This is a genomic window from Erythrobacter sp. AP23 (assembly GCF_001542855.1).
GTDB lineage: Bacteria > Pseudomonadota > Alphaproteobacteria > Sphingomonadales > Sphingomonadaceae > Qipengyuania.
Genome location: NZ_LNBY01000015.1, coordinates 257,979 through 271,457 on the forward strand (window position 1 = coordinate 257,979; position 13,479 = coordinate 271,457).

Annotated in this window: 11 protein-coding genes; 9 read left to right on the forward strand and 2 right to left on the reverse strand. The window is 65.3% G+C overall.

Annotated features, from left to right (window positions below; genetic code table 11):
• The first annotated feature begins 63 nt into the window (after positions 1-63).
• The 8 genes from glnE (at position 64) to ASS64_RS08080 (ending at position 10,661) form a co-directional block, all read left to right on the forward strand.
• Positions 64-2,742: a bifunctional [glutamate--ammonia ligase]-adenylyl-L-tyrosine phosphorylase/[glutamate--ammonia-ligase] adenylyltransferase gene (gene glnE, locus ASS64_RS08045; protein ID WP_067692411.1), complete on the forward strand. Its 2,679-nt coding sequence runs from the start codon at positions 64-66 to the stop codon at positions 2,740-2,742.
• Positions 2,742-3,215: a peroxiredoxin gene (locus tag ASS64_RS08050; RefSeq protein ID WP_067692414.1), complete on the forward strand. Its 474-nt coding sequence runs from the start codon at positions 2,742-2,744 to the stop codon at positions 3,213-3,215. Before glnE ends, ASS64_RS08050 begins: the two co-directional genes overlap by 1 nt.
• Positions 3,212-4,012: a ferritin-like domain-containing protein gene (locus ASS64_RS08055; protein ID WP_067692417.1), complete on the forward strand. Its 801-nt coding sequence runs from the start codon at positions 3,212-3,214 to the stop codon at positions 4,010-4,012. The genes ASS64_RS08050 and ASS64_RS08055 overlap by 4 nt, the downstream gene beginning before the upstream one ends.
• 174 nt (positions 4,013-4,186) lie before the next feature.
• Complete coding sequence (locus ASS64_RS08060) at positions 4,187-4,828, forward strand: M23 family metallopeptidase (protein ID WP_067692420.1); 642 nt, start codon at positions 4,187-4,189, stop codon at positions 4,826-4,828.
• Between the two features lie 152 nt (positions 4,829-4,980).
• Entirely contained in the window at positions 4,981-6,528 is a 1,548-nt protein-coding gene (locus ASS64_RS08065) for an acyl-CoA synthetase (RefSeq protein ID WP_067692432.1), read from the forward strand.
• Positions 6,528-7,829: a cytochrome P450 gene (locus ASS64_RS08070; protein WP_067692435.1), complete on the forward strand. Its 1,302-nt coding sequence runs from the start codon at positions 6,528-6,530 to the stop codon at positions 7,827-7,829. Before ASS64_RS08065 ends, ASS64_RS08070 begins: the two co-directional genes overlap by 1 nt.
• Before the next feature lie 401 nt (positions 7,830-8,230).
• Positions 8,231-8,875, forward strand: coding sequence for a YqiJ family protein (locus ASS64_RS08075; protein WP_067692439.1), 645 nt, complete (start codon positions 8,231-8,233; stop codon positions 8,873-8,875).
• A 34-nt stretch (positions 8,876-8,909) separates the two neighbouring features.
• On the forward strand, positions 8,910-10,661 hold the full coding sequence (locus ASS64_RS08080; RefSeq protein WP_067692442.1) for a flotillin family protein: 1,752 nt from the start codon (positions 8,910-8,912) through the stop codon (positions 10,659-10,661).
• Positions 10,662-10,720: 59 nt separating this feature from the next.
• On the opposite strand, the gene ASS64_RS16810 is transcribed toward ASS64_RS08080, so the two are convergent.
• Positions 10,721-11,065, reverse strand: coding sequence for a DUF2282 domain-containing protein (locus ASS64_RS16810; protein ID WP_083508241.1), 345 nt, complete (start codon positions 11,063-11,065; stop codon positions 10,721-10,723).
• Positions 11,066-11,151: 86 nt separating this feature from the next.
• On the reverse strand, positions 11,152-12,042 hold the full coding sequence (gene galU, locus ASS64_RS08090; protein WP_067692445.1) for a UTP--glucose-1-phosphate uridylyltransferase GalU: 891 nt from the start codon (positions 12,040-12,042) through the stop codon (positions 11,152-11,154).
• Between the two features lie 124 nt (positions 12,043-12,166).
• Between galU and murA the strand changes: the two genes are divergently transcribed.
• Complete coding sequence (murA, locus tag ASS64_RS08095) at positions 12,167-13,450, forward strand: UDP-N-acetylglucosamine 1-carboxyvinyltransferase (RefSeq protein WP_067692448.1); 1,284 nt, start codon at positions 12,167-12,169, stop codon at positions 13,448-13,450.
• Positions 13,451-13,479: the final 29 nt, after the last annotated feature.

The following is a 13,479-nucleotide window of genomic DNA, read 5'->3' on the forward strand; positions in this document are numbered from 1 at the left end:
GTCGGCTGGACGGGGCAAGGGCAAGCTTGCACGCTCGCCCTCGTGGCGGCAGGGGTGCAGGCGATGGCAGCCGACTGGACTTCAGCGATCGACCGCGCCCGCGCGCATGCCCCGTTCCTTGCGCGAGCGTTGGAGCGATTGCCCGATTTGGCGGAACGGCTGGCTGCGGGCGAGGGCGAGGCGGCATTGCGTCTTGCCAAGCAGGTCGATGCGGATGACGTCGCGACCGCCCTTCGCCGCGAGCGGCTGGGGCTCGCGCTGGCGCTGGCGGTGGGCGATCTTGCCGGCGCGTTCGACCTCGACAAGGTCATGCGCGAACTGTCGACTTTCGCCGACCGCGCGCTGCACGCTGCGATCGCGGCCGCGATCGCCAAGCGCGTGCCCGATGCGGAACCTTGCGGCCTGATCGGCCTCGCGCTGGGCAAGCACGGCGCGGGCGAACTGAACTACTCCTCCGACATCGACCCGATCCTGCTTTACGATCCCGATGCACTGCCGCGCCGCGACCGCGACGAGCCGGGCGAGGCGGCGCAGCGCTATGCGCGCGAGACGGTACGGCTGCTTTCGGAGGTGACCAGCGAAGGCTATGTCTTTCGCGTCGACCTGCGGCTGCGCCCCGCCTCCGAAGTCAGCCCGCTGGCGATCCCGCTCGATGCGGCGATCACGCACTACGAAAGCTCGGCACTGGCGTGGGAACGCGCCGCGTTCATTCGTGCGCGCGCCTGCGCGGGCGATATCGGCGCGGGCGAGGCTTTTCTCGACCACATCCGCCCTTTCGTATGGCGCCGCAGCCTCGATTTCGGCGCCATCGACGAAGTGCGGCGCCTGACCCACCGCATTCGCGACGAGCAGCGCGGACCGGGCGTTCCCGAACCGGGCTACAACCTCAAGCTCGGACGCGGCGGAATTCGCGAAATCGAATTCTTCGCGCAGACGCATCAGCTGATCCATGGCGGGCGCGATCCCTCCCTGCGGGTCCGCGGCACGCGTGCCGCGCTGGATGCGCTGGCAGCAACGGGACGGATATCGAACGATGACGCGCGGGCGCTGGGCGAAAGCTATGACGGCCTGCGCACAATCGAACACCGGCTGCAGATGGTGGGCGACAAGCAGACGCATTCGCTGCCGTCGGGCGAGGCTCTGGACGATGTCGCGCGATTGCACGGCCTTTCCGACGGAGCCGCGCTGGTCGAGCATGTGCAAGAGCTCGCCCTTCCTGTCGCGGAGCGCTTCGATGCGCTGCTCGACGAAGATCGCATATCGGTCCCCAAGAGCGCGCCGCATGTCATGGGTGATTCCGAAGGGACGCCTGAAATCTCCGCCGACCTCGCCGAGCGCGTCAACGCCTGGACGGGCGGTCGGTATCAGGCGCTTCGCAGTACCGCGGCGCTGGGTGCATTCGAAGCGATCCGGCCCGACCTGCTGGCCTCGATTGCCGGTTCGCCCGACCCGGATGCCGCCGTGGTGCGATGGGAAAGCCTCATTTCGCGCCTGCCCAGCGCGATCAACCTGTTTCGCCTGCTCGAGGCGCGTCCCGGCCTTTTCACGCTGATCGCCGATTGCCTGACGCTTGCACAGCCGCTTGCCGAGGACCTCTCGCGCAAGCCGGACCTGCTCGACGCGCTGATCGACCGGACCGCGCTCGATCTGCCCGGCAGCGTCGAGACGCTTGCCGCGCAGATGGGGCGACGCGAGCGGGGTGATGATTACGAGACCCGGCTCGACCGATTGCGCGTCGTGACGAGCGAGACCCGGTTCGCCCTGGGGGTCCAGCTCATCGAGGCCGCCCACGACCCACTGGAGATCGCTGCAGGCCTGTCGCGCACGGCCGAGGCCGCTTTGCAGGTAGCCGTCGGGGCGGCGGAGGAAGAGTTCGCCGCCAAGCACGGACGTATCGCAGGAAGCGAGCTGGTCGTGTTGGGCCTCGGACGACTGGGTGGCGGTGTGCTCACGCACGCTTCCGACCTCGACATCATCTACCTCTTCACGGGTAGCCATGAAGGCGAATCCGACGGTGATCGCCCACTGGGCGCTACGCTCTATTTCAACCGGCTCGCACAGCGCGTCACCGCCGCGCTCAGCGTGCCGACCGCGCAAGGCGCGCTTTACGAAGTCGACACACGCTTACGGCCGCAGGGCAATCAGGGACCGCTGGCGGTCAGTGTCGAGAGTTTCGCGCGTTACCAGCGCGAAGATGCGTGGACGTGGGAGCACATGGCGCTGACCCGCGCGCGTGTGCTGGTAGGGAGCGAGGCGGCGCGCAAGGATGTAGACGAGGTCGTGGCGTCGATCCTCGGCCGAGAGCGCGATTCCGATAGGCTGCGCGCCGGCCTTCTCAAAATGCGCGGCGAAATGGCAGCGCACAAACCCGCCAAGGGCCCGCTCGACGCCAAGCTGTTGCGCGGCGGGCTGGTCGATATCGAGTTCCTCGTCCATTTCCTGCAGCTGCTCTATTGCACCGCACTGACTCCCGATCTCGATCGGGCCATCGGCGGGCTGGTCGAAGCGGGGCGCCTGCCGCCGGCCCTGATCGAGGCGCATGGCTTGATGACCCGTCTGCTCGTGGGTACGCGCCTGCTTGCGCCCGATCTCGATCGGCCCAATGCGGCGGCCGCATCTTTGCTGGCGCGGCAGAGCGGGTGCACGGACTATGCGTGCCTGATCGAGCGATTGCACGAGGCGCGCAGAGCTGTCGCGGTAGCGTGGCAGGACATATTCGGCGAAACCCTGGAGGTGGATTGATGACTAGGAGCTATGGCGAAGGCGATGCCTTTCCCGACTTTTCTATGGAAACGCCCGATGGCGGCAAGGTGACCAAGGCGGACCTTGCGGGGAAGAAGGCGGTGATCTTCTTCTATCCCAAGGACAACACGCCTGGCTGCACCACCGAAGCCAAGGACTTCACCGCGCTCAAAGCCGAGTTCGAAGCGGCGGGCACCTACCTGCTTGGCGTCAGCAAGGATTCGGCCAGGAAGCACCAGAACTTCATCGCCAAGCACGACCTCACGGTCGACCTTGCCACCGATTCGGAAGCAGGCGGGCTGTCGGACGAACTGGGCGTGTGGACCGAAAAGAAGATGTACGGCAAGACCTTCATGGGCATGGTCCGCACGAGCTATCTGCTGGGTGAGGACGGCACGATCCTGCGCGTTTGGCCCAAGGTGAAGGTCAAGGGCCATGCCGAGGAAGTGTTGGAGGCCGCGCGCGCCGCATGACCACCCCACGTCGCTCGGTTTCGGCTGCGATCCGCGACGCGCTGCTGACCGGGGAGCCGACCGCCAAGGTCTTCGCCGCGCGGCAGGTGGCGCGCGACTGGCGCCTCGGGCGGCTGGATTTCGTGTTCGACGCGGCCATGCCCGATCGTCCGGCCTTGCCTGAGGGTCTCGAGCTTCTTCCGCCCAGTCAAATGCCGAAGCGCGGCAAGATGGGTTCCGCGCGCAACCGGATCGCACTGTGGCATGCGCTCGCGCATATCGAATTCGTCGCCATCGACCTTGCACTCGACATGGCCGGGCGCTTCGGCGAATCGATGGGCAAGACGTTCGTTGCGGACTTTCTGGCGGTGGCTGCCGACGAGGCGATGCATTTCGCACTGATCGCGCGCAAACTCGATTCGCTCGACAGTCGCTACGGGGCGTTGCCTGCGCACGACGGGCTGTGGAGCGCCGCGCGGGATACCGCGCATGACGTTGCGGCAAGGCTCGCGATCGTTCCCATGGTCCTCGAAGCGCGCGGCCTCGATGTCACGCCAGCCACGTTGGAACGTGTGCAGGCGCAAGGTGATGAAAACGGGGCGAAAATTCTAAAACGAATCCTTGACGACGAGATTAACCATGTCGCGGCCGGGTCAAAGCATTTTCACACGATCTGTGCCGAGCGTGGCGAGAACCCACGGGAATCGTGGCAAAATCTCGTAAAACTGCACTTTTGCGGAGGGCTGAAAGGGCCGTTCAACGACTCGGCGCGTTTCGCAGGCGGTCTGCCGCGAGACTTCTACATGCCTATTGCTTGATTAAGATTTCCGCCGCTAACCCAAACTCACGAGACGCCGGGGGGTTCCGGCAGTGACAGAAAAAGGCGCGAGCGGCACGGGACGCCGTCTCCGCCACGGATCGAAAGGCGCGAAACAGCGCCGGATGGACGGGTTAGCATGATCTCCAAGCGCACTACGCTTGCTCTCACAGTTATGGCAGGTTTCAGCATTGCCGCCGCACCGGTGCAGGCGCAGGAAACCAATGCCGCCGCTGTCGGCGCGATCGACATGAGCAAGGTCGCAACGCCTGGCCAGGGCGGCGACGACGCGCAATTCCAGCAGCTTTTCGCGCAGTGGGACAAGCTCGACCGCTCGACTCCGGCTGCTGCCCGGGTCTCGGTGCCGTCGCGCATGCCGCTCGACAACACCGTCCTCACCAGCGATTACGGCATGCGCACGCATCCGGTGCTGGGTGGCCGCCGCGCGCATAACGGCGTCGACCTCGCCGCGCCGACCGGCACGCCGATCTACGCCACCGCCGATGGCTATGTCAGCAAGGCGCAGTGGTTCTCGAGCTACGGCAAGTACGTCTCGATCGAACATGGCGCCAATTTGCAGACCCGCTTCGCGCATATGTCGCGCATTGCGGTCGAAGCCGGCACCCGCGTGAAGAAGGGCGACATCATCGGCTACGTCGGTTCGACCGGCCGTTCGACCGGTCCGCACCTCCACTATGAAGTCCGCATCGACGGCAAGCCGGTCAACCCGGTTCCCTACATGGTCGAATCGGAAGCGCAGCGTGCATTCGCGCTAGCGACCGGCGAAGGCGGTCAGGGCGACGGCGACGAAAACTGAGCCGATAGGCCCCTCGGGCTTTGCAAAAATGGCGGCGGGAGCGATCCCGCCGCCTTTTTTCTTGCCCGCAGGAGTGGGTTGGGTAGGTTTCTTTGCGAAACCGGACGAGTTCGCACCCATGACGGACCGCCGGAGAGGAGAGAGACAGACCGATGCACCCCATCACCCATGCGCGGACGCGCCCCGATCACCCTGCGATCATCATGGCCGGCAGCGGCGAGACCGTGACTTTCGGCCAGATGGACGAATATGCGAACCGCTTCGCGCAGCTCCTGCGTGCGCTCGGGCTGGAGCGCGGCGACCATTTTGCAGTGCTGATGGAAAACAATGCGCATTATTTGCAGGTGGTCTGGGGATCGCAGCGCGCGGGCACGATGATGGTGCCGATCTCGACCCGGCTGACCGCGCCGGAGATTTGCTACATCCTCAAGGATGCGGGCGCCAAGTTTCTGCTCGCGACGACCAAGTTCGCCGAAGTGATCGAAGGCATCCGCGGCGAATGCGCCGACCTGCCGCTGCTGATCGTGGGCGGCGAGGGCGATGAGGATTACGAGGCGGCGCTCGCCGCCCAGCCTGCCGAGCCGATCGCCGACCAGGCGCCGGGCCAGTACATGCTCTATTCCTCGGGCACCACCGGCCGACCCAAGGGCGTCAAGCCCGCGCCGCCCGAGGACGACGATATCCTCGCCACCAATCCGCTCGTCGCGCTGGCGATCATGGGCGCGGGCATGCCCGCCGATGGCAGCATGGTCTATCTCTCGCCCGCCCCGCTCTATCACGCCGCGCCGCTCGGCTGGGGCACCACCGCGCAGCGGCTCGGCGGGACCGTGGTGGTGATGGAGAAGTTCGACCCCGAACATGCGCTGCAGACGATCGAGAAATACAAGGTCACCGACAGTCAGTGGGTCCCGACGCATTTCGTGCGTATGCTCAAGCTCGATCCGGAGGTCCGCACCCGATACGATCTGTCTAGCCACAAGCGCGCGCTGCACGCGGCGGCACCGTGCCCCGTCCCGATCAAGCGCGAGATGATCGAGTGGTGGGGCCCGATCATCAACGAGTATTACGCCGGCTCGGAAGGCATCGGCATGACGCTGATCAAGGCCGAGGACTGGCTGACCCATCCCGGTAGCGTCGGCCGCGCGATCCACGGCACGCTGCATGTCTGCGACGAGAATGGCGAGGAGCTCCCGGCGGGGCAGGACGGGCTGCTGTTCTTCGAGAACGAGAACATTCCGACCTATCACAACGACCCCGAGAAGACGCGCGAGGCGATGCATCCCAAGGGCTGGATGACGCTGGGCGATATCGGCCATGTCGACGAGGACGGCTATCTCTACCTCACCGACCGCAAGAGCCACATGATCATCTCGGGCGGGGTCAACATCTACCCGCAGGAGATCGAGAACCTGCTCGTCACCCATGACAAGGTGATGGACGCCGCGGTGATCGGCGCGCCCTGCCCCGACTTCGGCGAGAAGGTCGTCGCGGTTGTCCAGCCGATGGACATGGGCGAGGCGGGCGAAGCGCTCGAAGCCGACCTGCGCGATTTCCTCGCCCCCAGCCTCGCCAAGATCAAGATGCCCAAGCTGTTCGACTTCCGCGCGCAATTGCCGCGCGAAGCGAATGGCAAGCTTTACAAGCGCGAATTGCGCGACGAGTATCTGCGCAAGGCCGAGGAAGAGACGGAGCAGGCGTGATGGCGACGCAGGACAAGCCCCGCCTCGATCCCGACACCGCCCGCGCGGTGATCGATCCGGAAAGCTACGCCGAATGGGACGGCATCCTCGACATCTTCGACCGGCTGCGCGAGGAGACCCCCGTCGCCTGGGTCGAGCCCGACGACACGCTCGTCCATCCGCCCTTCTGGCTGGTCACGCGCTATGACGACGTGATGCGCATGTCGAAGGACAATGCGACCTTCCTCAACAACCCGCATTCGGTGGTCTTCAGCCTGACCGAGGGGCTCGAATTCGCCAAGCAGTTCAGCGGCGGCAGCGAGCATATGGTCGCCAGCCTCGTCACCTTCGATGCGCCGATCCACATGAAGTATCGCAAGCTGACGCAGGAGTGGTTCATGCCCAAGAACCTGCGCGGCATCGAGGACGAGATCAGGGGCATCGCACAGGCGACCGTCCAGCGGATGGTGGATGCCGGGCCGCAGGTGGACTTCTGCAAGCTCGTCTCCGCGCCCTATCCGCTGCATGTTGTGATGCAGATCCTCGGCGTGCCCGAAGAGGACGAGCCGCGGATGCTGATGCTCACCCAGCAGATGTTCGGCGGCAGCGACGAGGATCTCAACCAGTCGGGCATGAAGGACCTGCCGCCCGAGGCGATCACGCAGATCGTGGCCGGGGCGGTCAAGGACTTCGAGGCCTATTTCGCAAAGCTCACCGCCGAGAAGCGCGCCAACCCCACCGGAGACGTCGCCAGCACCATCGCCAATGCCGTGGTCGATGGCGAGCCGCTGAACGATCGCGACATGATGGGCTATTACATCATCGTCGCCGCGGCCGGGCACGATACCACCAGCGCCAGCACCGCGGGCGCGATGCTTGCTCTGGCGCAGGACCCCGAGCAGTGGGCGCGCGTGAAGGCCGACCGCTCGCTGCTGCCCGGTATCGTCGAGGAAGCGATCCGCTGGACCACCCCGGTGCAGCATTTCATGCGCACCGCGGCAGAAGATACCGAGGTCGGCGGTCAGGCCATCGCCAAGGGTGACTGGCTGATGATGAACTATGTCGCGGCCAATCACGACCCGGCCCATTTCGACGATCCGCGCAGCTTCGACGCCGCGCGCAGCCCCAACCGCCACCTCGCCTTCGGCGCGGGCGCGCACCAGTGCCTCGGCCTGCACCTCGCGCGGCTGGAGATGCGCATCCTGTTCGAAGTGCTGCTCGACCGGATCGAGAGCGTCGAGCTGGCCGGCGAGCCCGCACGGTCCAAATCGACCTTCGTCGGCGGGCTGAAGACGCTGCCGCTGCGCTTTACCGCGGCCTGATCGCGGGTCCGGCGAGGGCCGCACAATGGACCGCAAATCGCGTTCCCGGAAACCGTGACCTTCCGCCGGGCACCGTGGATTTTGGGGGCTGCGGCGCCACGCCTGCCTGTCAGAGTGTGACTTTCGATCCGACCTGCTCCTTACTGCCGTAGACAGCGCTCGATGCGCTTTATCTGCACCCTATCCGTCCGCTGTGCGCCGAGCACGAGGATGGCGGAAATCGAGGGCTATCAGTTGCACCGCAAGTAGGAAAATCGAACTCGGTTCGTCGCATATTTCTGCCAAAATCCGGCAATTTTTGCTAAGAAAAGCGCATGTGAGCAAGTAGGAGCGCAGGGCGACCGACCTATAGGCGGTGCGCGTGTTCTTCGATGGCTCTATAGCCAAGAAAAAGGGGGGTCATGTCGATATTTGAAGCACACAATATGCCGTTTGCCGTGGCGTTCGTCTTGGTCGTGGCGCTTGCGATAGTTCAGGCGGTGGGGCTTGGAGACTTGTTTTGCAGCGACGCGGATGTGGATCCGGCGGCTGGCGTCGATGGAGAGGCGGCGATCCAGCCGGGTGCGCTCGACGGACTGTACACGCTGTTGGGCATCGGCCGGGTTCCGTTGACCATCTGGATGGCGCTGCTCCTCTTCGGCTTTGCCGCGATCGGCGTGTCGACACAGGCGCTGGCGGAAAGCCTCACGGGGGTCCCGCTTCACCGCTGGCTGGCGGCGTTGCTCGCAGCCGGGGCCTCTGTGCCGCTGACCGGTGTTCTGGCCCGCCCGCTGGGCGCGATCCTCCCGCAGGACGAAACGAGTGCGGTTTCGACCGACACGCTGCTCGGGCGCCGTGCCACGATAACCGACGGCGTCGCTCGCACCGGTTCGCCGGCCCGCGCCCGTGTGCACGACATCCACGGCCAGGCGCATTACGTAATGGTCGAACCGCACGAAGCATCGTCGGAATTGCATGCGGGTGACGAGGTGTTGCTCGTCCGCAGCGAAGCCAACCAGTTCTACGCAACCGCGCTCGCCGAGCGCCGCCTCTCGCCGCAAGGCTGACGCGCAGTCAAAATTTCACAACCAAGGAGAAGCAATGGAAAACCTGTCTGAAATCGCAATCTGGGCCGGAGGCGGCTTTGCCGTTTTCCTCGTCATCGCCTTCACGCTCACCCGGCTCTATCGCCGCGCGTCGAAGGAAATCGCCTTCGTGCGCACCGGTGTCGGCGGCGAGAAGGTGGTGATGAACGGCGGTGCATTGGTGCTGCCCGTCTTCCACGAAACCATGCCCGTCAACATGAACACGCTGGTGCTCTCGGTCGTCCGCCGCGACGGCGAGGCGCTGATCACGCTCGACCGCCTGCGGATCGACGTGAAGGCGGAATTCTATGTTCGGGTGAAGCCAGATGCGAGTTCGATCGCGATGGCCGCGCAGACGCTTGGCCAGCGAACGATGCAGCCGGAAATGCTCAAGGACCTGGTCGAAGGGAAATTCGTCGACGCGCTGCGCTCGGTCGCGGCGGGCATGAGCATGAACGAGCTGCACGAACAGCGGGCAGATTTCGTCCAGAAGGTGCAGCAGGTTTCGTCCAACGATCTGGCGATGAACGGGCTGGAACTCGAATCTGTCTCGCTGACCGGCCTCGACCAGACCAGCATCGAGCATTTCAACGCCAACAACGCCTTCGACGCCGAGGGCCTGACCAAGCTGACCGAGCAGATCGAGGCACGCAAGAAACTGCGCAACGACATCGAGCAGGACACGCGCGTGCAGATGGAAACGAAAAATCTCGAAGCCGACGCGCGCAGCTTCGAAATCGGGCGCGACAAGGAATATGCTCGGCTTGCGCAGGAGCGTGAGGTCGAGGTCCGCCGTGCTGCGCAAAGCTCGGAAATCGCGCGCGAGCAGGCCGAACGCACCCGCGAGGCCGACGCCGCGCGGATCGAGGCGAAAAAGCAGGTCGATGCCCAGCAGATCGAGGCCGACCGCCTCGTCGAGGAAGCACGGATCGACCAGCAACGAGCGCTCGAAATCGCCCGACAGGAGCAGCAGATCGCGGTGCAGAACAAGAGCCGCGAAGAGAGTCAGGCCAAGGCCGAAGCGGATGAAGCCCGCGCCAAGGCGGTCGCCGCAGAAGAGCAGGTTTCGACAAGCCGCGAAACCGAGATTGCGGAACGCATGAAGCGTATCGAACTGATCGAGGCGACCAAGCAGGCCGAGCGCGACGCGATCGGCGTCAAGGTCGAGGCGGAGGCAGAAAAAGAGGCTGCATCCAACCGCGCCGAAGCGCTGCGTCTCGAGGCGCAGGGCGAGGCCGAGGCCGAGAAGCTGCGCGCCGAAGCCTCGCGGGTCCGGTTCGAAGTCGAGGCTGCGGGTCAGAAGGCGATCAACGAGGCGGCGAATATCCTGTCTTCGGACCAGATCAGCCTGCAGACCAAGATGGCGCTGCTCAAGGTACTGCCGGAGGTCATCCGCGAGAGCGCAAAGCCGATGGAAGCGATCGATTCGATCAAGATCGTCCAGGTCGACGGGCTTACCAATGGCGGAGGCAAAGCTTCAGCCAACGGCAGCGCGGCTGCTGGCGGCGGATCGGGCAATCTCGCGACCGATGCGGTGAGCGCCGCATTGGCCTACCGGGCGCAGGCACCAGTGCTCGACGGGCTGATGCAGGAGCTGGGCCTCGACGGGTCCTCGCTCGGCAGCCTGGTCAAGGGCCCGGCGGCAGCCGAGGCGGATGCTCCGCGACTTGCCGAGGTGCTCGACGACATCGCCGAGCAGATCGAAGAAGCCGAAGCCGCTGACAGCGAGGCCGAAGCTGGCGAAAAGGACGAAGCCTTGGCCAGTTGAACCAGAGCCGGCTTGAACGGAAAGGGGGCGCCCACCGCGCCCCCTTTTTCATATCCGCGTCAGGCGGGGACCGGCGGGTCGTTGTCCTCGACTGCGGTCAGCGAGCCGCCCATCGGGACGCAGTCGCCGGCCTCGACATATTTCCAGGCATTGCCCTGCCAGTCGACGGTCGAGGTGCCCGCGCAGCTGGTGCCGGGGCCCGCGGCGCAATCGTTCTCGCCCGCCTTGGCCACGCCGTAGCACTTCTCCATCTCGCCCTGTTCCGCCGCGGCGACCAGCTCGGGATCGGCCGGTGCGCCCTGGGCGGTGGTGGCGCCATCGGCGGCGCTGTCGTCGGCGGTCCCGCCGCAGGCGGCCAGGGCCGCGACCGCGCCGGCCAGCGCTGCGTGTTTCGCAAAATTCATTTCTCGTCTCCCAGTGATCTATGGAAAGCCTCGATGCTTCCCGTCACCGGTTCGACCAAAGCCGCCGAAAGGTTACGCAGGGGCGATCAGCCGGCGAGCAGCCGCTCCATCACCGCGCGCACTTCGGCGCCCATGTCCTCGCGCTCGAGCGCCAGCGCCAGCGTCGCCTCGACGAAGCCGGTCTTGCTTCCGCAGTCGAAGCGCCGGCCCGCGAAGGTGACCGCGTGGAAGGCCTGGTTGCCGATCATTTTCGCCATGGCGTCGGTAAGCTGGATCTCGCCCCCCGCGCCCTTTCCCTGGTCCTCGAGCACGCGCATCACTTCGGGCTGCAGGATGTAGCGGCCCGAGATGATCTTGTTCGACGGGGCCTCGTCCACCGGCGGCTTCTCGACCAGGCCGGTGACCTCGGTCAGCGTATCGCTCCTGATCTCGCCCGGCGCGATGACGCCATAGTTCGACACCTCGTCCTCGGGCACTTCGAGCACCGAGATGAGATTGCCGCCGACCTCGTTGTATGCTTCGACCATCTGCTTCATGCAGCCGGTGCCGCCGCCCTTGGCCTCGATCATCAGCTCGTCGGGCAGCAATATGGCGAAAGGCTCGTCGCCCACGATTGCGCGCGCGCACCAGATCGCATGGCCGAGGCCGAGCGGGACCTGCTGGCGCACGGTGATGATGTCGCCCGGCGTCGCGCGGGTGGGATCGAGCACGGACAGGTCCTTGCCGCGTTCCTCCATCGTGGTTTCGAGCTCGAAGGCCATGTCGAAATGCTCGACGATCGCGGTCTTGCCGCGCCCGGTGACGAAGATGATCTGTTCGATCCCCGCCTCGCGCGCCTCGTCTACCGCATACTGGATCAGCGGACGGTCGACGATCGGCAGCAATTCCTTCGGGATCGCCTTGGTTGCGGGAAGAAATCGCGTGCCGAGCCCGGCCACGGGAAACACGGCCTTCCTGATGGGTTTATGTGCAGTCATCTGTGCTCACGTGCCTTTTCGTGCGGCGGGTGCATAGGATCAAATCGACAAACCGCCCGCGGCGGGGGTTACGACATTGTCGTGACGCTTGCCAGCAGGGCGCCCAAGGGTAAAGCACACTTCCATGGACAAACTGATCATTCGCGGCGGCAAGCGCCTGTCGGGCACGATTCCCATTTCGGGGGCGAAGAACGCCGCGCTCACGCTCATTCCCTGCGCGCTGCTGACCGAAGAGGCGGTGACCTTGCGCAATCTCCCGCGCCTGGCAGACATCGACGGTTTCCAGCACCTGATGACGCAATTCGGCGTCAGCCATACGATCCCGGGCAAGCGGCCCGAGGAGTTCGGCCGCAACGTCACGCTCGAAGCGATGCGGATCACCAGTTCGGTCGCGCCCTACGATCTCGTGCGCAAGATGCGCGCTTCCATCCTCGTTCTCGGCCCGCTGCTCGCGCGCACGGGCGAGGCGACGGTGTCGTTGCCTGGCGGCTGTGCGATCGGCAACCGCCCGATCGACCTTCATCTCAAGGCGCTGGAGGCTTTCGGCGCGCATATCGAACTGGCCCAAGGCTATGTGAAGGCCATTGCGCCCGACGGAGGCCTGCCGGGTGGAGAGTTCGATTTTCCCGTGGTCTCGGTCGGCGCAACGGAAAATGCGCTGATGGCGGCGGTGCTGTGCAATGGCACCAGCCGCCTGATCAATGCCGCGCGCGAGCCCGAAATCGTCGATCTGTGCAACCTGCTGGTGGCAATGGGCGCCGAAATCGAGGGGATCGGAACGTCCGAGCTTACGATCCACGGCGCGAAAAAGCTGCATGGCGCGACCTATCGTGTGATGCCCGACCGGATCGAAGCGGGTTCCTATGCCTGCGCCGCAGCGATCACGGGCGGGGAAGTGCGGCTCGAAGGCGCCGAGGCGAAGGACATGGGCTCGACCATTCACGCGCTGCGCAACATCGGCGTGGAAATCGAAAGCGACAAGACCGGGATCGACGTCAGGGCCAATGGCAGGCTCAAGGCGCACAACCTCACCACCGCGCCTTTCCCCGGCCTTGCTACCGACATGCAGGCGCAGTTGATGAGCCTGCTGACCCGTGCCGAAGGCACCAGCGTGCTCAAGGAGACGATTTTCGAGAACCGCTTCATGCATGTCCCCGAACTGGCGCGCATGGGTGCCGATATCGAGACCACGGGCCGCACGGCGGTGGTCAGGGGCCCGGTCGAACTCACCGGCGCCGAAGTCATGGCGACCGATTTGCGCGCCTCGATGAGTCTGGTGATCGCGGGCCTTGCGGCAAAGGGCGAGACGACCGTTCGCCGCCTCTATCACCTCGATCGCGGCTATGAGCGGCTTGAGGAAAAGCTGCAGCTGGTCGGTGCCGACGTCGAGCGCGTGGGCGACGACTGACGCGGCAATTTGCGGACCTTTCCGGCGGC